Source organism: Paenibacillus sp. J22P59 (assembly GCF_059383895.1).
On record NZ_JBXENX010000001.1, the window covers coordinates 514,732 to 537,846 of the forward strand.

Annotated in this window: 24 protein-coding genes; 4 read left to right on the forward strand and 20 right to left on the reverse strand. The window is 44.3% G+C overall.

Annotation, left to right across the window (positions count from 1 at the left end; translation table 11 throughout):
• Window positions 1-295 precede the first annotated feature (295 nt).
• Entirely contained in the window at window positions 296-1,030 is a 735-nt protein-coding gene (locus tag AC50YO_RS02260; RefSeq protein WP_494842686.1) for a BclA C-terminal domain-containing protein, read from the forward strand.
• Between the two features lie 381 nt (window positions 1,031-1,411).
• Entirely contained in the window at window positions 1,412-1,960 is a 549-nt protein-coding gene (locus AC50YO_RS02265; RefSeq protein WP_494842688.1) for a TetR/AcrR family transcriptional regulator, read from the forward strand.
• Window positions 1,961-2,047: 87 nt separating this feature from the next.
• Here the strand turns inward: AC50YO_RS02265 and AC50YO_RS02270 are convergent, their stop codons facing one another.
• The 8 genes from AC50YO_RS02270 to AC50YO_RS02305 form a co-directional block, all read right to left on the reverse strand.
• Window positions 2,048-2,449, reverse strand: coding sequence for a hypothetical protein (locus AC50YO_RS02270; RefSeq protein ID WP_494842690.1), 402 nt, complete (start codon window positions 2,447-2,449; stop codon window positions 2,048-2,050).
• A gap of 92 nt (window positions 2,450-2,541) precedes the next feature.
• On the reverse strand, window positions 2,542-3,531 hold the full coding sequence (locus AC50YO_RS02275) for an aldo/keto reductase (RefSeq protein ID WP_494842692.1): 990 nt from the start codon (window positions 3,529-3,531) through the stop codon (window positions 2,542-2,544).
• Window positions 3,524-3,655 (reverse strand): hypothetical protein, encoded by a 132-nt coding sequence (locus tag AC50YO_RS02280; RefSeq protein WP_494842694.1) that lies wholly within the window; start codon window positions 3,653-3,655, stop codon window positions 3,524-3,526. The genes AC50YO_RS02275 and AC50YO_RS02280 overlap by 8 nt, the downstream gene beginning before the upstream one ends.
• 85 nt (window positions 3,656-3,740) lie before the next feature.
• Complete coding sequence (locus AC50YO_RS02285) at window positions 3,741-4,139, reverse strand: cupin domain-containing protein (RefSeq protein WP_494842696.1); 399 nt, start codon at window positions 4,137-4,139, stop codon at window positions 3,741-3,743.
• A gap of 34 nt (window positions 4,140-4,173) precedes the next feature.
• Window positions 4,174-5,016: an SDR family oxidoreductase gene (locus AC50YO_RS02290; RefSeq protein WP_494842698.1), complete on the reverse strand. Its 843-nt coding sequence runs from the start codon at window positions 5,014-5,016 to the stop codon at window positions 4,174-4,176.
• Between the two features lie 423 nt (window positions 5,017-5,439).
• Complete coding sequence (locus AC50YO_RS02295) at window positions 5,440-5,934, reverse strand: YdcF family protein (protein WP_494842700.1); 495 nt, start codon at window positions 5,932-5,934, stop codon at window positions 5,440-5,442.
• 157 nt (window positions 5,935-6,091) lie between these two features.
• Window positions 6,092-6,349: a glycerophosphodiester phosphodiesterase family protein gene (locus AC50YO_RS02300; protein ID WP_494842702.1), complete on the reverse strand. Its 258-nt coding sequence runs from the start codon at window positions 6,347-6,349 to the stop codon at window positions 6,092-6,094.
• 306 nt (window positions 6,350-6,655) lie between these two features.
• The gene (locus tag AC50YO_RS02305; protein WP_494842704.1) at window positions 6,656-7,099 is read right to left on the reverse strand and encodes a cell wall hydrolase; all 444 of its coding nucleotides are present in this window, start codon (window positions 7,097-7,099) and stop codon (window positions 6,656-6,658) included.
• A 318-nt stretch (window positions 7,100-7,417) separates the two neighbouring features.
• Here AC50YO_RS02305 and AC50YO_RS02310 point away from each other — a divergent pair, with 318 nt between their 5' ends.
• A complete protein-coding gene (locus AC50YO_RS02310) occupies window positions 7,418-8,629 on the forward strand; it encodes a sugar efflux transporter (protein ID WP_494842706.1) in 1,212 nt (403 codons plus the stop codon).
• Between the two features lie 174 nt (window positions 8,630-8,803).
• Here the strand turns inward: AC50YO_RS02310 and AC50YO_RS02315 are convergent, their stop codons facing one another.
• The 9 genes from AC50YO_RS02315 to AC50YO_RS02355 form a co-directional block, all read right to left on the reverse strand.
• Entirely contained in the window at window positions 8,804-9,490 is a 687-nt protein-coding gene (locus tag AC50YO_RS02315) for a class I SAM-dependent methyltransferase (protein WP_494842708.1), read from the reverse strand.
• Window positions 9,465-10,376, reverse strand: a complete 912-nt coding sequence (locus AC50YO_RS02320; RefSeq protein WP_494842710.1) for a DMT family transporter — start codon at window positions 10,374-10,376, stop codon at window positions 9,465-9,467. The genes AC50YO_RS02315 and AC50YO_RS02320 overlap by 26 nt, the downstream gene beginning before the upstream one ends.
• A gap of 44 nt (window positions 10,377-10,420) precedes the next feature.
• Complete coding sequence (gene nikC / locus AC50YO_RS02325) at window positions 10,421-11,284, reverse strand: nickel transporter permease (protein ID WP_494842712.1); 864 nt, start codon at window positions 11,282-11,284, stop codon at window positions 10,421-10,423.
• Entirely contained in the window at window positions 11,274-12,224 is a 951-nt protein-coding gene (gene nikB, locus AC50YO_RS02330) for a nickel ABC transporter permease (RefSeq protein WP_494842714.1), read from the reverse strand. The genes nikC and nikB overlap by 11 nt, the downstream gene beginning before the upstream one ends.
• Window positions 12,225-13,805 (reverse strand): nickel ABC transporter substrate-binding protein, encoded by a 1,581-nt coding sequence (gene nikA / locus AC50YO_RS02335; protein WP_494842716.1) that lies wholly within the window; start codon window positions 13,803-13,805, stop codon window positions 12,225-12,227.
• Between the two features lie 2 nt (window positions 13,806-13,807).
• On the reverse strand, window positions 13,808-15,124 hold the full coding sequence (locus AC50YO_RS02340) for an opine metallophore biosynthesis dehydrogenase (RefSeq protein ID WP_494842721.1): 1,317 nt from the start codon (window positions 15,122-15,124) through the stop codon (window positions 13,808-13,810).
• On the reverse strand, window positions 15,121-15,939 hold the full coding sequence (locus AC50YO_RS02345; RefSeq protein ID WP_494842723.1) for a class I SAM-dependent methyltransferase: 819 nt from the start codon (window positions 15,937-15,939) through the stop codon (window positions 15,121-15,123). The genes AC50YO_RS02340 and AC50YO_RS02345 overlap by 4 nt, the downstream gene beginning before the upstream one ends.
• A 213-nt stretch (window positions 15,940-16,152) precedes the next feature.
• Window positions 16,153-16,935, reverse strand: coding sequence for an ABC transporter ATP-binding protein (locus AC50YO_RS02350; protein ID WP_494842728.1), 783 nt, complete (start codon window positions 16,933-16,935; stop codon window positions 16,153-16,155).
• A 49-nt stretch (window positions 16,936-16,984) separates the two neighbouring features.
• The gene (locus tag AC50YO_RS02355) at window positions 16,985-17,887 is read right to left on the reverse strand and encodes an ATP-binding cassette domain-containing protein (RefSeq protein WP_494842730.1); all 903 of its coding nucleotides are present in this window, start codon (window positions 17,885-17,887) and stop codon (window positions 16,985-16,987) included.
• Between the two features lie 271 nt (window positions 17,888-18,158).
• On the opposite strand from AC50YO_RS02355, the gene AC50YO_RS02360 reads away from it, so the two are divergent.
• Window positions 18,159-19,013, forward strand: a complete 855-nt coding sequence (locus AC50YO_RS02360) for a manganese catalase family protein (RefSeq protein WP_494842732.1) — start codon at window positions 18,159-18,161, stop codon at window positions 19,011-19,013.
• Window positions 19,014-19,165: 152 nt separating this feature from the next.
• On the opposite strand, the gene AC50YO_RS02365 is transcribed toward AC50YO_RS02360, so the two are convergent.
• The 3 genes from AC50YO_RS02365 to AC50YO_RS02375 form a co-directional block, all read right to left on the reverse strand.
• Window positions 19,166-20,512 (reverse strand): FAD-binding oxidoreductase, encoded by a 1,347-nt coding sequence (locus tag AC50YO_RS02365; protein WP_494842734.1) that lies wholly within the window; start codon window positions 20,510-20,512, stop codon window positions 19,166-19,168.
• Window positions 20,513-20,728: 216 nt separating this feature from the next.
• Window positions 20,729-21,880, reverse strand: coding sequence for a collagen-like domain-containing protein (locus AC50YO_RS02370; protein WP_494842736.1), 1,152 nt, complete (start codon window positions 21,878-21,880; stop codon window positions 20,729-20,731).
• A 213-nt stretch (window positions 21,881-22,093) separates the two neighbouring features.
• Window positions 22,094-22,987 carry a LysR family transcriptional regulator gene (locus tag AC50YO_RS02375; protein ID WP_494842738.1) on the reverse strand — a complete coding sequence of 298 codons (894 nt, stop codon included), beginning with the start codon at window positions 22,985-22,987 and terminating at the stop codon, window positions 22,094-22,096.
• Window positions 22,988-23,115 lie beyond the last annotated feature (128 nt).

Consider the following 23,115-nt stretch of genomic DNA (forward strand, 5'->3'; position numbering starts at 1 on the left):
GTACAAAGAAAATTTCAAATATTCCTTCGAGACAATTGACATTGATCAATTGTCTCCCCGACAAATATCCAAGCATTATATAGCACACTTACATAAATTAAATAGTGCTCACAATGTAGTAGATGATATATGTCTGGATATGTAGGCAGCAAACATTATCATCATCTAGGAGTATATAATTTTTATGTTTGTTATTCTTTTGAAGTTGGTCGTTTGTGATAGCTTTGGGTGGGTAATGTCGGCGATTTGTAGGCATCTAAAATGAAAAATTCATTTGTAACAAGGAGCTGAAGTCATGGGTAGATGTAATTGTCCACCAGGACCTCCGGGACCCCAAGGACCGCAAGGGATTCAAGGACCTCCAGGACCACCAACAGAAGGATCGCAGTTACTTCAAATACTTGCAGGAGCTATAGGAGCAGCTGGACCTGCCGGGCTTGCAGGAGCACTTGGACCTGCTGGGCTTGCAGGACTTGCAGGAGCTATAGGAGCAGCTGGACCTGCTGGGCTTGCGGGACTTGCAGGAGCACTTGGGGCAGCTGGACTTGCAGGTCCAGCTGGACCGACCGGTCAAACAGGACCAACAGGACCTGCTGGACCTGCCGGACCAGCTGGCGGTGGTTTATCTCAGTATGGATATGTTTACAATTTACTAGCTCAAGTAGTTGCGGTAAATGCAGATATTCTTTTTGATACGAATGGTATTCTTACGCCTGGTATTACGCATGCTCCCGGCACTTCTCAGATTGTAGTTAACGTTCCGGGAGACTATGAGGTTACTTTTAACGTAACCGGAGTAGAGCCCAATCAATTCACTTTGTTACTCAATGGCGCTGCAATTGCGGGAGGCACATACGGAACAGGAGCAGGTACTCAGGACAACATTGGGCAAGTTATTGTTGCGATTCCTGCCGCCGGTATTATCACACTTCGAAATCATACTTCAGCCGCCGCAGTTACCCTTCAGACTTTGGCCGGTGGAACGGAAATTAACGTGAACGCTTCTATTCTTATTAAAAGATTGAATTAGTATTTCATAAGAAACGATACTCTTTGGTATCTCCCCATTGAGACATCGGAGTGAAAACCACCAGAGGCGACATGAAGCACTCGTGTATACATCGAAGGATTTGGAGTTACAACTCCCCCCTTATTTCCTCACGACTTCATGTTGCCCTGGTCTTTTATAAAAAACATAACAACTGTTGAAACAGCTATTTCGGTTTAAACTTTTATTAGATGAATAACTCCCTTTCATTAAAGTAGTGTCATCTCTGCTTGCTATGATAATCCCCAAATACACATTGATGTTTTATTGAACTAAAGTATATAATTATATACGAGTTCAATATTTACTTAATTGTTAATACAAATCATATTGCTAAGTAATTTGGGGGTAAGGTGGAATTTCATGTCCAAAGTTGATCGACGAATACTGAAAACACAAGATGCGCTTAAAAAAGCTGTTATTGAATTGATGTCCGAAAAGATTTTTGACGACATTACGATACAGGAACTTTCGGACAGAGCCAACGTTAGTCGAGGAACGATTTATCTTCATTACGTGGATAAATATGATTTGCTGGACAAGCTGATTGAAAACCATATCCAGGAGCTTCGGGAAAGATGCGAAGCCGCAGCAGATTTAGATTTTGTGACCGGTTCACTGATCTGGACCGAATATTTTGAGAACAATTACTCCTTTTTTTCGTTAATGTTGGCCAGCAAAGGTGCCCCCTATTTCCGGACACGCTTCCTAGAATTTCTTATTGAGGAGTTTTGGGACGAGGTCGATGTCATACAAGGAAAAAACAAGGGATTAAATAAAGAGTTAACCGTCAGGTTTGTAGCATCAGCTTACGTTGGCGTCGTTGAATGGTGGTTCACAAATGAGAGGCCAATCCCGCATCAAATTTTAGCTGAGCAGTTGGGAAGTTTATTGGAGCGTTTATGCGAGTAAAGGAAAAAGAAACGAGAGAAAGAGTATGTCTTTTAGGGAATGCTCCTTCTCTCGTTTCTTTAGAGAAACACGCTAACGTGTTCAAAGTTAACGTATACACTCCGTTTGATATTCCCGATCTGAGGCCAGCACATATTTTATCCATACTCCACCGTCGTCCAGTTTTTCTATCGCTTTCAAGAAGAAATGAGTTGGCAGCTGTTTTTGTAGGAATGAGCTTGTTTCAAATATACCTCCTCCCTCCAGTATTAATTTTTTGATGCTAAATAATTGTTTGAGCTTTTCCACAACTACAGTAAAATTCAAGTGCTCTTTTCCGCCGAAGATATAAGAAATACCTAGGGTTTGCAGATAAGCAAGATAAGCGTCATTAATTTCCAAATGTAAAATGCTCCTCCATCGTAATCCGTCCGCATATCCATGCTTCACAACCGTAACGTTTATGGATGTTTTCATATTCTTTAATAAAAGCTGCCGTTCGTTTCTCATGTAAATAGTCTCCAATTATTTTCCGGTGCCGTTACGTCAAAGACGCATCCAGGACTAATAATTTTTGCAGTTATAGATCAGTTTGTTGTTATCTACTTGGAGCGTCCGCCAAGGTATTCGCCAACAATTTTAATTTGGGATAATGCTTCATTGATTCGGTTTAACTCATCCGTTGAAAGCATTACATTCCAAGCGCCGGCATTCTCAATCAACCGTTCCGGTTTACGGGTACCCGGAATCGGAACGATATAGGGCTTCTGGGCAAGCATCCATGCCAGTGAGATCTGGGCTGCTGTTGCTTCCTTCTCCCGAGCGAATTGCTGGATCAAATCGAGTAGTCCTTGATTGGCATCCATATTTTCCGGTTTGAACTGGGGAAGGAAGCTTCTGTAGTCCAGCCCTATTTCTTCGTTGTTTTGGAACTTGGAATTCTTATCATATTGCCCCGATAAAAAACCATTGGCAAGAGGACTGTAAGCAACAAACCCTATCCCCAGTTCTTCTACCGTCGGGAATGTATCCACTTCTTTTTGACGGCTCATCATTGAGTATCTGCTTTGAACGGCGGTTAAGGGACAGACAGCATGGGCTCGTCTTATTTGATCAGCATCTGCCTCTGACATTCCCCAATGCGTTATTTTCCCTTCCTTGATCAACTCCGCCATGATACCAGCCACTTCCTCAACAGGTATACTCTTATCAACGCGGTGCTGGTAATACAGATCGATATGATCGGTTTGCAACCGTTTTAGGGAGCCTTCCACGGAATTGCGAATTGTTTCCGGTCTGCTATCTGTCAACAGGACACCCCTCTGGCCCTGTTCAAAGCTCACACCAAACTTAGTAGCGATCACGACATCATTTCGAACTTCCTTTAATGCCGTGCCTACTAATTCTTCATTTTCATAAGGTCCATAAACTTCTGCCGTATCGAAAAATGTAATGCCACGATTCAATGCTTGGTGAATCAGTTTGATCATTTCGGTTTTATCTGCCGCGGGTCCATAAGCATGACTCATCCCCATACATCCAAGTCCAATGGAGGAAACCTCCAGATCTTTTCCGAGAATTCTTTTATCCATTGTGACCTCCTCCTTTATTGCCTGTTACTTTCTTTGTTACATCCATTTCTTCCCATAATCCGTCAGGATAGAAGTTGCTAACACCGTTCGCTTTTAGTTTGCCGGCGTTATAAGCTTCTCCCATCGCGAGATACGTAATGTAGCAATTGTTAATACTCCCTCATTCATCTTTTCCGTACTTTCCCTATTCCGGCCTTCCTATCCGAAATCTAGGTAAGGTTTAAATATTCTTCATCGGTTACAGGCTCTAACCAATCGGTTTGTCCCGGTGTAAGCGCTAAGTGTACAAACCAGCTATCGTTCGTTGCCCCATGCCAATGCTTAACATTAGGCGGGATATTAACGACATCACCTGTTTCGAGTAACTGAGCTGGCTTACCTTCCTCTTGGTACCAACCCTTGCCGCCGGTAACTAATAAAACTTGTCCAGCATAGTGAGAGTGCCAGTTATTCCGAGCTCCAGGAGCAAACGTTACGTTCCCAATGGCTGTATTAAGCGGTGTAGGATCGGTAAATACCATTTGTAAGTAAGCATCACCTGTAAAATACTGTTCTACTTTTTGTCCCAAAGGGAAGATAATGCTATTGCTTAGTTGTTCATTCTTCAAGTTAAAGCCCTTCTTTCTTTTACAATTTTTCTATTTACTCTTTCTTTGGAAAATCCGTGGAAGCTGCTACTTCGGTTTGTGTCTCGTAATCGGCAATGCGGGCTTTCAAGTTCGAAATGGTGCTTGCAAGTGCCTGGGAGCCGAGTACTATTCGCAACGGTGCGGGCTTTCTGTCAACGCTCTCGATGATACGAGCAGCCATACGTACAGGATCACCTGGAGCAACCCCCTTGGAAGCATCCAGCATATTCAAGAATGCGTGCGCAGGGTTTCCGTCGTAATCCGGCATTAAATTTGCCACCTTAGCGCTGCCGTAACGAAACTCGGTACGTGCTCCCCCCGGCTCAACCAATGTAATACCGATGTTAAAAGGGGCGACCTCTTGCGCGACAGACTCACAAAATCCTTCGATTCCAAACTTGGTAGCATGGTACATGGAATTTCCAGGGAAGGCAACCTGGCCACCATAGGAGGAGATTTGGATAATTCGGCCACCGCCCTGGGCACGGAGATGAGGCAGGGCTGACCGAATCATCTGGATGGACCCAGTTAAGTTGGTAGCAATGATGTGATCGATCTCTGCATTAGATAGTTCCTCTGCGGCGCCGAAAAGCCCGTAACCAGCGTTGTTTACGATAACATCAATACGTTCAAACTTCGCGAATGAATGATCAATGAGCTTATGAATGGCTGGGACATCGGTCACATCAAGAATTTCGCAAGTAAACGTATCTGGGTATTGCTCGATAAGTTCGGCGACCTTATTTCTGTCACGTACAGTACCGATGACCTTGTTGCCTTTCTCAAGCAGCTGTTTGCTCATCTCATACCCAAAACCGCTGCTGACACCTGTAATAAGCCACGTACGATTGTTCATTGTTTCTTCCCTTCTTTTGTTACTGAATGAGTTGTTGTAAACTCCGTAGTAGTTTAGCGTGTCCATAAATTGGTACAACATTCTGGAATAGAAGAGCCTTAATCTGTTGTTATTGAACTTATGTTCATTATTATATACGAGTTCAGATACGATTCAATTGTTAATTAGGCTTTGTTTGTTAATTAGTGAACAATTAGAGAGGAATTGTTCACTATTAGAGCTTACTGATCTCCTCCGTAATGCTGGGCATATGCTTCTTCCGACGATGCCACATCCTTTGCATAATGCTCATATAGGTTTTGAAGAAAGTTTGATTAGCATTGTACGAGAAATAAAAAGAATCCATTTTGAAAAATCATAATGGATTCTTTCAAGTCATATTCCCTCCTGAACGTAGGTAAGGTTATCATTTTATTGATATTCTTATTTAAATAGATATTTATAATAGGCTGGGAATTCTCGTATTATGGAGTAAATATCTCTAAGCTCAAAGATTTTGGCATGAGCTGAATACACTTCTTTAATATCCAGTTTTTTAAATGCTAATTTTGTTCGAGATACATGAAAATATTGCGTAATAACCATAACGGAGTCTAAATCTAATTCTTCCATCATCTTGCTGGTATTTTGGGCGGTCATATAGGAGTTGTAGCCATTATTATCCTCGATAATTTTATCTTCCGGTAGGCCTTTATCTACTAAGTAAGATTTCATAACCTTTGCCTCATCGAAACCTTCCTTACCAATACCACCACTTACAATGATAAAAGTAAAATAGCCCTCATTATAAAGTTCTACCGACCTATCTAATCGTGCTTTTAACCGATCAGAAGGCTGTCCATTAACTTCTACTTTATTGCCTAGAACTACAGCTGCATCAACAGGTTTCAATTCATCATTCAACCCATCTATTATCACCAAAGTAGTGTGAATGATAAACCAGATAAAAAGACCTGCTACTACTAATAGTAAAAATCGTTTAATGGGAACAAAGTTCAATCTATCACCTGCATTCTCTGATTTTTAGTAATCTTATCTACTCTCTTCGGCCAACCCCATAAGTACTTCGCATAATTTAATGGTAAGTGGAGCTCCATATTATGCAATTCTTCTGGAATATATCCTGTCCAACCATAACTCTCTCCATGATCAGCCGTATACCTATAGCCGACATCCAGTTTTTTAATTCGTTCATTATATAATCTTTTACTTTACCTTCACCATTGGTTAGATACTCTAAGGTAAAATCATGAAAAACAGTTAATTGCCGATCCTTCGTCAACTTGGTATCTAGTTCGACTACGTCAGCACCATTATCAAATGCTGCTTTCATAGAAGGAATAGTATTTTCTTTTTTTCATAGCTGTATCCTTTCTTTTCTTACTGGTTGCTGAACTTTTGGGCGCACTGGCTCGGGAGCTATCCTCTCTTCGATCATAAATAACCTGCTTATTATTAAAAGAGGCATTGTCATCATTATACATATGTATACCAATACATGCTCTTGTCCTTAAGCAACAAAAAGAAATAAGTTCTTGTCACTGGCTTTTGACAAGAACTTATAACGATAAAATAAAAAAAGTCCGCACCTACGCGAGTGTTAAGCATATCAATTATTATCACATTTTACGTTTATTTTTTAAAAGGTATTATAGATATTTTCACATTCTTGCGCGGTCGGTTCATAGAAACAGTGCTTCTTCCATCGTCCTACGAACGGCTGATTATACCAAGTTGGCGGACATGGTCCGGGATTGTCGAATGATCCTGGACGGAAATACCATAAGGAAAATTTGCCGGGCCAATTCCGCTCTCCATTCACAGCCCGTTGCGCCAGACGGCGTTCCCTCTCTCGTGCGTTTTGATAATACATACCATGTTGCAAAGCTTCGAACGCATGTGGCTGATTAATCATTTGGGGAATTGTCCGGATTTCTTTAAAATCGGAGCAATTCCCTCTTATTCGGTTAATGCCAACATTTCCAACAAGGAGCATGCCCATTTCGCCTTCGGTCTCAGCTTCAGCGCGAAGCAACCTTGCCAACATATCAATATCCTGTTTCCTGGCTTTTACGACTGCCATTGGCTCACCTCTTTAGGTTTCTAGACACATCATATTGTAGGAAAGGCGGATGTGTTACTCTGCAGAAGAGCGCGATGATAAGTATCCGTTAATTTCCAAATCCTGTTCCCTCCTGAACGCAGGTAAGGTTATCATTTTATATGTCTGTAATCGAATTTTTAGCTATTCGATTACAGTAGCTATTCGATATTTAAAGATAAGTTCCTTTTTGTACTGCTTGTTTGCTTAACATAAATGGCAGCGGTAGCTATCTTTTTCAAGTATACTAAAGCTAGATAATTAACTATCTAAATAAATATTAAGGAGTAACTTCACATCATGTTCAATCGACTCACTTCATTATTTTCGATTCCCTCTTATGCCTTACTGTCTTTATGCATGTTTCTGCAGGGGATGGGCATTTCACTAAGCGTACCTTTTTTATCTATTTATTTCACGGAACAACTTGGAGTATCTATTGGGCTGTTTGGTATTTTTCAAGCTGTCACGTTAATAGCCGGGATTTGGATCAGTACGCTAATCGGGAAACGCTCTGACCTCGGCTTGAATCGAAAAAGCATTTACCTTGTCGCCACACTATTTAATGCTCTAGCTTATTGCGGATACTTATTCATTAAGGACTTTGCGGTTTTGTTCATCTTCATGACTGTATTAACCGCACTTGGTGCACCAGGGATGCCCCAATTGTTCGCCATTTCGAGAGAAGCCGTCAATAAGAGCAATTTTACTGATCATGCGTTTGCTAATTCTACCTTGCGTTCTGCTTTCTCTCTAGGCTTTATTACAGGTCCTTTAATCGGTACCCTGCTAATCACTGCTGTTGGGTTTAAGGGGATTTTCTCGGGGACAATCGGAGTTTTTCTGTTTGTTGCCTTACTTGTTTCCCTATTTCTCAAATCAAATGCAGTACTGAAAAGCAAAAATGCTAAAGCAAAAGCAAAAAGTTTTCAGCTAGATCAGAACCATAATATTCGGCTTCCTATGATGATTCTGATACTAATGTACATAGCTCACTCAATGAGCAGCATTAATACTGCCCTCTTTATTACAAACAATCTAGGGGGAACGACAAGCGATGTCGGTCTAGTCACCAGTATTTGTGCTCTACTTGAAATTCCTTTTATGATTATGCTCGGGCTACTTAGTGCAAAGTACAGTAACCGAGTCTTGATGATGGTTGGAGCCCTTCTAGGAGGAGTTTATTATCTCGTTATTATTTTCTCAGGTGAGATGTGGCAGATGCTTGCAGCTCAGATTCTACTCGCTGTTTTTGTTGCCGTTATTTCAGCGATTGGCATAAGCTACATCCAAGATTTGCTTCCAAGCATGCCAGGATATGCATCCACGCTCTTCTCTAATGCGTCAACGATTGGAAGGCTGGTTGGTAGTCTTGTTGGCGGGGGATTAGCTAGTATTGTAGGATATCGGTACTCCTTTGTATTCTGCTTTATACTCATTGTTATTTCTACAATCCTGCTTGCGGTAAGCGGACGTCACTCTGCCAATGAAGCACAAAAATTAGCGGGGTAATTCGCCTTTCCAGTAAGCAGATGTATTCACATTCTAACATAAAAGTTAATTAAACTATCCTGTCCATAAGCTATCTATAAAATAAAAAGACACATTCGCTGGGAACGAATGTGTCTTGATATCACCCTAGTTAATTTCAGTCTATGGATTCCTTCTCTATACCATAGTATTTCTTTAATCTTCATCAGGAGCAACAAATCGAAAAATATAAGCTTGCTCATAAGCGTATTTCATGTGATCTGCCACACACTGATACCACTGATTAGCTTGTGGCAACTCAACGAAATCCGTCGGAAGCATGCGGCGAATCGAAACCTTAAAGCCCTCCTTGAAAAATGCTCGGGCAATCGCATCCAGCGAATGCTCCTGCATGGGAACAGCTGAATTCATATTGATTTTTTCTTTTATTCCAAGAAAGCTTGGATTGTTGGGGTAATCCGCGTATGTGGCATAGTATACGCCTCCCGGCTTTAGAGCTTTTTTAATCTGCCTTGCATGCTGATCCAGATCAGGAAGCAAATACATGACAGCTAGGCTGAATGCGACATCGAATCTGTGTTCGAATTGTTCCGGATTTGATGTCAATATATACTGAATCGGCAAGCTGCCCTTCCGAGTGTTCGCAAGGTCAATCGACTGACTGGCCAAATCGGTTCCAATCGCTTCTTTATACGGTCTTTCCTCATAAAGCAAGCGCAAAAATCCACCCTGATTACAGCCGAAATCAAGCACGCTGCACTCTCGCAAAACCTGTTCTGGTATAAACTTCAGAATGCGTTTCCAATGCGGAAGATGTGTTTCCTCCATGCTCTGGTCACCCTCCTGCCACCATACCTTATAAAATTGGTCTTCTTTTATCATGATTGACCTCCTCCTTACAAGAGCTATCGAATTTAGCTGGTTCACCGTTCCCTGATTTTGTGAGGATGGATAGACCAAAACAGCCTGCAATTATGAATATACCGCCAATAATCGTCGGGAGATTCGGAATTTCCCTCCAAAAAAGAAATCCAAACAGCGCGTTTAGTATTAGACCGAAATAGCTTACAACCTGAACGACAATAGCATTCTCATGCGTAAACGCCTTTGTTAGAAATAATTGCCCTACTAATGAAACAACGCCGATAAGCAGCAAATAAACCATTTCCCTTACATCAGGGATTACAAAATGCTTCATCATGAAAGGTACGGCAACGATCGTAGAGGTTACTGTGAAATAAAAAACGATTTCATAAGCTGAATGCTTTTGGCTCAAATAGCGAATTGAAATGCTCGCAGCCGCGGAGAAAAGCGCACTTAGCAGACCGACGATCGCAAAAATGGAATAGCTGGCGTACTTATCGGGCTGGATTAGAATAGCTGCGCCGACGAATACGACGAGCAATAGCAGCCCCGATTTTACCGTTATTTTTTCCTTCAAGAGCCAACTAGACAATAGCATTACGAAAATGGGCGCCAGTTGGGCTAATATGCTCGCATCCGTAAGCGGCAAATGAGAGAGCGTATAGAAAAATGTAAGCATATACATCCCCCCCATCGCACCGCGAAAAGCCAGCATCGGAATGCCGTTGCGGGAAAACGCAATGTTTAAGCGCTGCATCATAACAAGTACTAGTATCGTGCCGATTAATCCGCGAAAGAAAGCAATTTCCGCGGCAGGAATCGTAACGCTGACCTCTTTGACTAGCGCATTCATTACGCTGAATACGAAAGTGGATAATAAGGCCAGCAGAACTCCGTTTCTCATGGCGACCTCTCATCTTTCGAATTTGTCTCGTTTTTGGGGGCGAGCTATCTAGCGCGCACGTCCAGCAGATCTCGAATGCCGTCGCTTATCAGATTGCATGCCAGCACAACGGTCATAATACATAGTCCAGGATAAATCATCAGCTCCGGCGCTGCTTGAAAATAAGGCCTGCCATCGTTCAGCATAGCCCCCCATTCCGGAGAGGGAGGCTGTGCCCCAAGACCAAGGTAAGAAAGTGCTGAGATAAGCAAAATGGTTTTGCCTACATCCGCTGCAGCCATGGTCGCCAAGGGAGATAGCATTTGACGAAGCAAATGTCTTCTGATTATGGCCCAAGCTCCGCTGCCAGATACAATAGAAGCCTGAATATAATCTTTTTTGCTTTCCGTAATGGCAATCCCTCGAATAAGCCGTGCGTAGCCGATCCATTTCATGCAAGCGATTGCAAAAATGGTGTTTGCAAGTCCTGGACCTAGAAAGCCGGCGACGGCAATCGCAAGCAAAAACTCAGGCAATGCGCCTGCGCCATCGGCTAAACGCATTAGCAAGGCATCAAGACGACGATTGGCGAAGCCGGCAATAAGGCCAATTGGAACTCCTATCATAATGACTATTGTGCTAGCTAAGAGCGACAACCCCACCGTCTGATAAGTACCTGCCATTAATCTAGAAAAGATGCAGCGGCCCAGATGATCCGTACCTAGAGGGTATTTTAAGCTTGGGGCAAGCAGTCGGTCTGACATTTCAACCAGAAGAGGATCATGCAGCGTAAGCCAGGGACTGAACAAGGCAACGAGCAATACGAGCCCTCCGATCCCCATGCCAATCACTAATACCCGGCTGCGCTGCAGGCTGCGCCAAGAAGAGCTGGCATTACGGAATATGGGTGCTGGAGATTCAGTTTTCAAGCTTGTCCCCCCTTCCGTAGCGTATTCTCGGGTCCAGCAGCATTAAGCCGACATCAGACAACCAATTCGCAATTCCAATAAATACTCCTGTCAGAAGGATATAGCCTTGAATGACCGGATAATTTCTTTGCGTAATGGCTTCCATTGCCATGCTGCCAAGTCCCGGCCAACCAAACAGTGACTCCGTTACGATGGAGCCTGCCATCAGCGCACCCATGCTCATTCCGAGAATGGAAACAACGGGCAGTAAGGCGGGACGCATCGCATGTATAGCCGTTACTCTCCATTCCGGGATGCCTCTTGCTCTGGCTGCACGGGTGTATTCCTGTGACAGCCCATCCAGCAAGCCTGCGCGCAGCAAACGAATATATTCCGGCGCCATGACGAAACCCAGTGTAATCGAGGGCAGAACGAGATGGCGTAAGCTTCCCCCTCCCATCATAGGCAGCCAATTCAACTGATAGGAAAAAAGATAAATAAGCAGCAAGCCCAGCCAAAAGCTAGGAATGGATGCACCGAGTAGAGCAATAAATCGGCTGGCATGATCGATAGGACGACCATAATAGACTGCCGCCAGCAATCCGAGAGGAACCGCAAATAGAAATAGCGCGAATAGGGAGCCAAGCATCAATGACGCGGTGGCAGGCAAACGTTCGGTTATTAGCTGCCAAACATCTTGATTGGTAGTATAGGATTGGCCCAAATCAAGGCGGGCAACCTTTCCCAGCCAGCTAACGTATTGCTCATAAAGCGTTTTATCAAGACCGAGCTCTTCACGAACAGCGAGCTGATTTTCTATCGTTACAGCGCCCTCGTCAGCCTTAAGCACTGCAAGCACCGGGTCTCCCGGCGCCAGCTTCATCAGAATAAAAGTTACCAAGCTTAATACGATCAGCATGAGCAAGAGCTGGAGCAGCCTTCCCCCCACATGCCTGAGCATCTATTGCACATCCATTTTATTGGTCACGATGTAAAACTCTTCTGGCCCCGGCTTCCAGGCCATGATGCGTTGATTGACTCCGACCAAAATATTTGGGTTAATAATATAGGAATGTACATTCGTTTCTTTTATAATCTGAACGGCCTGCTGTGTTAAAAGATTGCGTTTTTGAACATCGCCAGTTGCATTAAGCTCTTGTAGAGTCGAATCAAGCTGATCTACTTGAATGTTGGCTGGATTGTACGCTCCTCCAGGCACATAAGCGGCATTCAAGAAAGAGCCTCCGTCTCCCCGAGGAGAAGTCAAATAACTGGATGTCGACAAATCCCAATCGGTATGATCTTTAATATAGACATCTGGATACTCGACCGATAAAATCTCTATATCAATACCGACTTTGGCGGCTTCGGATTGGATCAACAAAGGAATGAGCGGCAGCTCCGGGTTGATGCCCGAGAATGCAATTAGCTTTAATTGAAGAGGCTTCCCGTTTTTTACTAGTTTGCCATTCTTATCGGCTTTGTAGCCTGCGGTGTTCAGCAGAGCGATCGCTTCCTCTGGATTGAATGTTTGGTATTTATCTTTGTTGCCGAACGGAAGCAAAGGATTGAAAGGGCCGTTGGAAGGAAGTGCGTGGCCCATCATAATGTCACTCACGATGGTATCCCGGTCTATTAGTCTATCGACTGCCTTTCTGACCAAAGTATCTGAAACACTCGAACTGTTCGGATTATAGGTGAAATAATGTGTGCGTAGACTAGTTACGGATTGTATGGCAAGCTGTGAATCTTTGTCGATCGTCGCCAGCGATTCTGGAGCCAAGTGATAGACAATATCGGCCTGCTTCGACTGAAAAGCTAGTGTTCTGATGTTCGCATCAGAATTAAATAGAAACTTGACTGCGCTTAACTTGGCCTTGCCATCCCAATATCCATCATAACGAGACAGCGAGATTTCCTGCCCGGGAATAAAACCATTGACCTGGAACGGCCCCGTGCCGACAGGTGCTTTATTGAAAGCCTCTTTCCCCTTCTTTTCCTCGGCGGCTACACTGATGATGCTTGCTGTCGGATGAACAAGCTCGGCAGGAAAAGCAGGATGCGGCTCAGTCGTTGTAATAACGAGTTCTTGTCCATCTGCTTCTATAGACTGAATTTTCAGACCAGCAGCGAGTGCCTTACTGTCCGCTATCGCCCGCTCGAAGGATGCTTTGGCGGCATCGGCATCAAGCTTCGTTCCATCTTGGAAAGTAACTCCGTCGCGAATCGTGAATCGCCAAGTCCGATCATCCTGTGCCTCCCATTTGACAGCAAGCCAAGGAGATATTTGCATGTTGTCATCCAAACGGAGAAGGGTTTCGGTGACACCCGCGCGTAAGGCAATCCAATCATTATGAGGATCCAGAGATTCGCTAGGCAAGCTGTGTATGATGGTCACGCTCTTGTCCACTTTGGAATTGGCTTTCTTGTTCACCTCTGTCGTCTGGCCGTCGCTGCTGCAGCCCGCAAGAAGCGCCATCAAGCCTAGCACAACGATCAACGCTCCTCTGGCTTGAAACAATTTTACGTTAAATCCATGCATACCTACCTCTCCTGTTCCCGGAAAATATGAAGAATCGTCTTTGCTTGCTCAGCCGTACAATCGGTCATGATATCAGAGGAGAAATGGTCTGTCCCGTTCTCCTCGATAAAGTCTGCTAATCTCTTTTCAAATAAACGGATCAATGCAAGCGAATGCTTCATTTGCAGGCCGAGCAATTGTCCTAAGCTGTACATTAGCTTCAGCCTCTTGTAGTCCTCATAAGGAATACGCGGAATGACCCAGCTGCCGCCTTCAACGACTCCTGCTTGCTTATAGGGAATTGCGGAGAAATCTACATATTTCCCTTGCTCATCCGGCTCCGAGAAGGGATCAATTAAGATGGAAGAATAGCGAATATAGAGCATATACTCTTGCTTGATTTGGTCCATCTCAGAGAACCCCTCGATATCATCGCGCGACAGTGTCGTCTCATGAACAGGATAATTATCATCATTTAGAAACTTCAGCAAATTCATTGGCTGTACATCGAATTGCGCGAGAAGATGTGAAATCTCCTTCCAGAGTACAATCATGCTGCGTATCGTATGCTGTGTAATCGGTCCCTCCGGATACAGCTTATATAAGGATTTGCGGGAGACATGTGAGCCGAATATTTCGTTCAATGAAAAGTCATTGATGAAAAAAGGTGGATGTACATAGGTTGTTATGCTTCGGCTTTCTGCCTCAATTGGAGTGGCCGATAGCTCGCATTGAATGGTTTGAGCTTCGAGCAAAGCTTTTATACTTTGAACAGTGGTGCTGACTTTGCGGTTCGACGCAATGAAAACCTTACGTTTCATGCCTTTTACAACGGTTTTCAGCATTGTATCTTCGTTGGAGGGAAATCTGGAGGATGCGTAGTAGGTCGAAAAACTGATGAGCTCAATGGATGTAGATAAATGGCCGAGTGTGCTCTCTAGAAGCAGATTAGAGCCGATACCTGGTGACAGAAGAATGATGGTCTGTACCTGCGTCAGCGATTCTAATTTTAATTGTTCAATAACGCGGTTGTAGCTGTCGCTGGGCGTGCACACAACGATGGTGTTCCATTTGTCATCAACGGCTTCAAAACCATTATAGAATCGGCTTATACATGTTCCGCCGGATAAATGCTTGGCTTGCGGCGCTTGCAGATCTACATAAATGGTATTATGTTTTTGCTCAAGCTCCCGCTGAATTCGGTCCGAATGGGCGCCTATTCGGTTCAATAAGCCTACCTGATTGGATTGCCTGCTCCAGTCCACCGCTGCATGAATACCGGCTGGTCCAACGCCGACGATCAACGTATTACCGAACGGTTTAGGTTCCAAATGATTCATCCTCTCTGTCTCACCTCTAATTCTGGTACACTCTTCCTTTGCAGCATAACCGTATCGTAAATCCGGCTGCCCTGCACAATTTGAGTAGTTTCCCATTCCTCAGACAGTTGGATCTCCAAGGGGAAGTTAAAGATCGATTTCAGCCCATTTCCATACCTTACAATTATTTTGACATCTGGGCGTGCAGATTGTTGCAGTTCTCCCAGCAACACGTGCTTGTCATCAACAAGAGAAGCAACAACGACATGTGTGGCCTTCTCTAGAAAGGCCAGTCCAGTTGGATAGCTGCCCGAGAACGTAAGACTGGTTTTTAGGCCAACCGCTTCCGCGACTCTTTTTCCTAGTGCAACGGCTTCTTCATCTACATCCAAACAAAACACTTCCGCCCCAGTTTCTTGTGCCATCGTCAGCGCAGATACAGGGAACGCGCCTGAACCGATGAACAAAATACGAGATTCGGAATCCATGCCGAACAATTCCAGCTCATGCCTCACTGTGGAAGACAGAATAGTGAGATATTCGCTTATGCTCGTTTTTTGATCAAGTAATTGAGAGGACTGATACTTCTCCAAATGGCAAAGAGCCTGATTAGACGCGGAGCGTACCCTCTCTCCATGTTGTCTAACTTCCTCAAGATTGCCCCATTGTGTCCAAAGGTCTTCATTCTCATCGGAGGTCATGAATTGACATAATGCGTCCAGCTTCGACTGCAGCAATTCGTAACAGTCCGAACATTCTTCTGAAAAGGCTTTCAAACGATGAATTTCAAATTCGAATGATTGCAGAGCAAGCAGTAAGGCGTACTTCTGCTTCACACTATTTCCCCCCATTTCATTGGATAATAAGATTGGTTATGGAAAACGTTTACAATCGTAATTATACAAGACTGACAACTAGACTTATATAGCTAGGAAGAGTCATTTATTTTACAAAAGTTGTCAATTTAACTGATGAAAGGCCACCTACATACAAATAACCCATTTCGCCAGATCTGGCAAAATGGGCTTCTAGTATCGCAGTGCAATAGGCTAACTGCTTGATGCAGCTATGAGCATTCTGGTATAGGGATGACGCTCTTCACTCCAAATCTCGCTTTTGTAGAATTGGTCCAAGACCCGTCCTTCTTTCATAACTAATATTCGATCGCTCATTTGCTCTACGACGGCCATATCATGAGAAATAAACAAATAAGCCATTCCGAGCTCCAGACGTAATTGATTTAGCAGCTGCAAAATGAGCGACTGAACAGTAACGTCTAGACTTGTAGTAGACTCATCACATACTAGCAGCTTAGGAAGCAGGCTAATCCCCCTTGCAATCGCAACTCGCTGCCGTTGTCCGCCGCTTAACTCATGCGGGTATCGCTCTAAGCAAGCTTGTTCCAAGCCGACCATATCAAATAATCTGGCCGCTGTACTCCGTCTGGAACTTCTGACATCCGATAGAAACGGCGGATTTACCTCGGGAAAATTATCAAGCGGCTCTAAGACCGACCTCCATACAGGCAGTCGATTATTAAGCGAGGCGTTAGGATCTTGGAACACGCCCTGTATATTCTGGCGAATATTACGCACAGCTTTTCCTTTAAGCCCCTTAAGCAACGCACCGCCTAATGAAACTTCCCCTTGATCCGGCTGCTCCAATAACAAGATTAGCTTGGCAATGCTGCTTTTTCCACAGCCGCTTTCTCCGACTAGACCTAGGCATTCTCCCTCTGCGATATGAAAGGATACATCTTGCACAGCATTAACCGTTTCCGTTGCTCCGTAGTATTTTTTGTGTAATCCGTTCACGGAAAGCAGCACATTCATCTTACAAATCCCCCCTTGAAAGTACCGATGCCCAATATTATGAACCATTTTAGGTGACAGCTGCCGACGGTATAGCAGGATTTGAGAGCTTCGGACAGGATTCCAGCAACTGCCGGGTGTACGGATGCTTCGCATAGTTGCAAATGTTCAAAGCATCCCCTGACTCCACGATTCGTCCCTCTTTCATAACAGCGATGCGATTCGCCCGTTTCATAACCTGTCGCAGATCATGAGAGATGATTAGAATGGCACAACCGGTCTGCCGTTGCAGCTCCTCCATAAGGGCAAGCCCATCTTCTGCAGTTAGTACGTCCAAGGCGGTAGTCGGCTCGTCTGCGATAAGAAGCGACGGCTTCAGCATAAGAGCCGCAGCGATAGATACTCGCTGTATTTGACCTCCGCTTAGCTGGAACGGATAGCTTGCATAGGTGCGCTCCGCCGGTAGTGAAACCTTCTCAAGCCAGGTCAATGCCAAATGCTTGGCTTCACGCATGGTAAGCGCTTTCATGTGAGTGCGAATCATTTCGGTAAGCTGTCGACCAACTGTAAAAAATGGAGTAAAGCTGCCTTGATAATCCTGGAATATCCAGCCGATTTGGCTTCCTCTCCATTGCCTGCGTTTCTTCTCTGGCCAGTCTAAAATCGATTCTCCCCGAAATTGAATATTTCCGCCACCTATATGAACACGATTCGGCATTAAACCGGCTATGGTGCTCGCAGTTATGCTTTTCCCGCTCCCGCTCTCACCAATAAGCGCCATTGTCTCTCCTTCGTTAATGGAGAACGTGAGCTCATGGAGAAGTGGTCGGCGAATGCCGTCTTTAATCGCATGGACGCTAAGACGGTTCACGAACAAAATAGTTTCACGAGAGGTATTGTTATCGGTAAAAGCCGTCATAGAAATGTCGCTCCGGTTTATACGTTGCTTGTCCTGCTGTGAATGATCTATCACTAAATACCCGCCTCCTTTGTTCGGAATAAACGGTGTAATCGCATATCTCCACTATAATATAACAGAACGCTATTTTCACCTTTATTTGTAAAAAAACGCCGACGCACGAGAAATAAGCTGCTCCCTCCTCCTCTACAGGGCGAGGGCGGTTCTTATATTACGGAATTTTAATGCGGAGTTATTGCATTATATCCTTGTTGTTGAGCATATTAAACCTGTCCAAAATATTACATGAAAATGAACATCAAATACAGAGAGGCTTGTGATTAATTTGTACTATTACAAAGAAGAATTAATCAATATTATTAAACCGGACAAACCAGATCCAGCAGCCGCGAAAGTGCTTCAAGAAGCTTTGGGAGGGCAGTTCGGCGAAATGCGTACGATGATGCAATATTTTTTTCAAAGCTCGAATTTTAGAGGGAAAGAAAAGCAATTTCGTGATTTGTTACGCGGAGTTTTCCTAGAGGAAATTGCCCATGTAGAGTTGGTTCAATCTACAATTAATCAATTGTTAGATGATTCGGGACTGTCAACCCCAGGCAATGCTGGTGTAGACGCGGCTCCAATCGATGAAGCAGTCAAGATGGGAAATCCGCATCATTATATTATGGGGGCGAAAAGCTCCTTGCCTGTTGATGCTGGTGGAAATCCATGGAATGGCTCTTGGGTTTACGCTCATGGCAATTTGATTGCAGATTTGCTGAACAATGTCGTACTTGAATCCACTGGGGTGCTGCAAAAGACAAGAATTTATGAAATGAGTTCAAATCAAACCTTTCGAGAGACGCTGGCTTTTCTTATTGTACGCGATAATGCCCATCAGAACGCATTTGCAAAAGCGCTTGAAACGTTAGGCGTGGATTGGGCTAAAAGCTTTCCCGTACCAAATTACGATATTAATAAATATCCAGAGTGCCGAAAATATGTAGATATGGGCTTCCATAACGCACAATTCAATTTCCGATTGGACGAGACTCGGATCAGCGAAATCTTCTCAGGAGAAAGTCCAAGCCGAAACGGCGGACAGCTTGTTGTTGTACAGCCTCCGCAAGGTTTTCCAGTTCCTCAATTGCCAGATATGCCGAATGAGCATAGCCCAGGTTTGGCCGACTTGAATAGATAACTCAAGATGCAAATGTAAAAAAATTGATAGATTGATTAAAATTAAAAAAACCGTAAGCAGGTTACTTTTCTTAAAGTAGCCTTCTTACGGATATAGTCAAGCAAAGGGAGCCCTCTTGAGCTTAGTTCTTATCATATTCCCTTAATTAGGTCTCAATTAGCCGGCGAAATACTCTGCGGGTTGTTGAACACATTTCCCGGATCATATTTAGCTTTTACTCTACGAAGCCTAGGATAGTTCTTGCCATAATAGACTGGTCCAGAGCATTTAATCCCTTGGTCTGGTACGTTGATATAGGAGCCTACAATATAGGACTGAAGCTTCTTCCGGGTGTTGCGTGCTAAGGCAATATTTTTAGCGGCATGAGATGGCTTAACCCATGAGCTGTTCCATTCAACATAGAATTGAGCTTTACGCCAGTAGAATGCTGTGGCTCTAGGCGCAATGCGGCTTATGGCCCCACCCCAATTAAGGAAGAAGAAACCGGCTGGTGTTCCCCCTTCTGCTTTTTCAAGAAACTCGCGCATGATTTTGTATGCTTTATTCGGGAATGGGCGTCTGCCGAAGCCGCTGGAGAACTGATTGCTGAACTTTTGGGTAAGCACTGGATCGGGGGCAAGCAGAAACTTAGTAGCTTCCAAGTATGGTAGTAAACGAATGGTTTTCTTATTAGGCGTCCCCACGCTAAGAATAGGCTCTAACTGACGCAGAGCTTCCGTTTTTGATCCAAGGTACAGCCCCAACATGCTAACATTTCCGCCCTTTTTGGGACCTACACTTAATTCGCTGCCTAACTTGGTACTGGCGTTAGGAGCCCATACTTGCCATTTCTTCACGACTTTTTCGAACTGATCCCATGGCCAGGTTATACTGAATACGGTAGCTTTGGCTGGAGCGGGCAGTACTTTGAATTTATATTTGGTATATACGCCAAAGTTGCCTCCACCGCCGCCGCGGGAAGCCCAGAGTAGATCGGAGTTGTGTTTTTTGCTTGCTCGAATCACTCTTCCCTTGGCATCCACCATCTCGAGTCCGATTAGATTATCGCAGATCAGACCAGTCGTTCTTTGGAGCGGGCCAATTCCTCCACCAGGTGTAATTCCGCCGATACCAACCGATGGACTATCACCAAACGGAGCGATAAAGCCTTGCCGGGCTAACGTATCTACGATCCTTCCTACCCGATTACCTGTCTCAACCACAGCAGTCCTGCATTTTTTATTTAACTTGATTTTCTTCATTTCGCTGACGTCGATGACAATGCCCCCGTTAACCTGTGAAAGATTGCCCTCTAAAGCGTGTCTCCCGCTTCTTGGCCGAATGGGCACATTATGTTGGTTGGCCCATTTTATTGCATTGGCTACATCCTTCGTTCTTTGAGCAAATACAAATACCTTTGGAAATCTGTTCGTATGAGGATCCCAATTCTTCCGAGCTGCTTCATAACCGGGATCACCCTTAAATATCACTCGCCCAGTAAGCTTCGTTAAAGATTTCACGTATCCAACTCCCTATGATTAAATGAATGCACATTTCTCTCAACAAATTAGGCAGATACCATATATCGTATGAACAGTTTAATTGGGAGGTATGGGCTTCGCTCATAAAGTATAAAAAAAGCCGCCATAATGGCGACTATAACGTCCAGTAGTTCTAAACAACAAAAGCAGCCGATCTCCTAGCCATCTGCTAACTGAGCTTTTATTTCTTTTCTTCTATGCAATCTTTGTAATAACAAGGTGTGCGGAAACCGGCCTTGTTCCTCCTGCTACTGGAGTGATAGTGAGTGCAGCAGCATTGCCAGCAGGATTTCGGACGGTGAGTACTGAATTATTGACCGTTGTTGTTACAAGAGCTATTCCTACTATTTGAGAAGTACCTGTTGCTCGCCCAACCGCCGTATAAGCGAGGTCAGCGCCATTGAGTGTTAAAATGAGTTGCCCTGGTTCGTTTACGGATACTTGAAACATAACTTGGAAAGTACCAATTGAAGCTAAGTTAAATGAGCTCGCAGTTATACGGCTAATTTCAGTACCACTGATAGGACCATTTTGCGGAAAGCTTACATCTGTGCTAGGAGCAACAGTTGCTGCATTATTAGGAGGCATCAAGGCAAAAAAATCTGCAAAGCCTAATAAGCCACCTGCCGGTCCAACAGGCCCCGTTGGTCCCGTTGCTCCAGCCGGCCCTGTTGGTCCCGTTGCTCCAGCCGGCCCTGCTGGACCCGTTTCTCCAGCCGGCCCTGCTGGTCCTGCCAATCCAGCTGCACCAATTGCTCCTGCAATTCCTGCTATTCCTTGAGGTCCCAGTGCTCCAGCAAGTCCTTCAGGTCCAAGTGCACCAATTGCTCCTGCAAGTCCTTCTAATCCTTGAGGTCCCAGTGCTCCAGCAAGTCCTTGGGGTCCAAGTGCGCCAATTGCTCCGACAAGCCCTGCTATTCCCTGTGGTCCCAGTGCTCCAGCAAGTCCTTGGGGTCCAAGTGCGCCAATTGCTCCGACAAGTCCTGCTATTCCCTGAGGTCCCAGTGCTCCAACAAGTCCTTGAGGTCCAAGTGCGCCAATCGCTCCTGCAAGTCCTGCTAATCCCTGGGGTCCAAGTGCTCCTACGAGTCCTTGAGGTCCGAGTGCACCAATCGCTCCTACAATTCCTGCTATTCCTTGGGGTCCCAGTGCTCCAGCAAGTCCTGCAGGTCCAACTTCTGCAATTTCCCCCGCCAGTTCTTGAAGTAATTGCTCTCTTTTTGGCGAGGGACACCGCACTTGCACTATTTTTTTAGTATGTTTCTTTTTTCTATCTTTTGGATGGCACACAACTACGGTTTTCTTTTTACACCGTTTTTTTCTATCTAGACAACTCAACAACGACACCTCCTAGTATTTGTTTCAGTGTACGTGTGTTGTGTATTTTAGGCATGGACTAATAGCCGATTATTAGCTAGACTAAAAACTATTTTTAGAATATTAGTTATAGCCTTCTTCAAGCGGACAAATCAACTAATGATACAGATGACTGTCCACCAAGAGAAGCTCGGTCACTTATTATTGCTTTCTGATATAAGAAATTGTCATTCGACTGACATCTCATGGGCTGTTCTTCCATACACTTCTAGCCAATTCGATAAAGGCACTCAGCGATGGTGAAATCCATTTCTCTTGATGCCATAACATTTGAGTTGTAAATCGTATTTCAGATAAATCCCAAGGAAGAACAATCAGTTCCCCTCGTTCTACTTCTCCCTTAATTGCCATCTCGGGCAGCAAGGCAATTCCGAGCCCTGCCATTGCACATTGTTTAATGGCTTCTATACTATTAAACTCCAGCTCGGTTAAGCTGTCAGCCCCTTTTTTCAACATGGTGCGATAGAAATATAACCGATAAGAGCAGCCCTTTTCACTTAGTAGAATTTGCTCTCCATGAAAGTCCTCTATGCTTAATGTTGATCGTGAAGTTAACGGGTGGTGTGGGGAAGCGACCATAAGAAAAGGTTCATCTAATAAATGCTCCGCATAAAGGTCCACGGATACGGAAGCTTCATCCAGTGTAAAAACCACATCCGCATTTCCTTCTCGCAGGCTCTGTTTCAAATTGTGGCTGGACAAGGGCCGGAACAAAAGACGAATGCGCGGATAGCGCTCGCGAAAAAGCCGGAATAGTGCGGGCAACCGATACGTACAGATCGTTTCGTCTGCTCCGATTGTAATGGTTCCGGTCAATTCTCCGCTCAGACTCGAGACATGCCGCGCCTCTTCTACATCATTCAAAATTTTATTAACATAAGGCAAAAACTGCTGTCCAGCATCTGTTAATACAACAGACTTGCCCAGTCGATCTAGCAGCTTGACACCCAATTCTTCCTCTAAAGATTTGATTTGCATCGTAACAGTAGAGGGAACATAGTTCAGTGATTCGGCTGTGCGGCTAAAGCTTCTGGTGGATGCAAGCGTTAAAAAGGTTTTTAGCTGGCGAATTTCCATCGGGAAAGCACCTCATCATTCAAAATTATTGAACATTATAATCAAATACGTTTAATTGATTTGATCATAATCCTATCGTAAAGTGAAAATCAAGCTCTACCCGCTTGCGGGAATATAAACTGACCAAT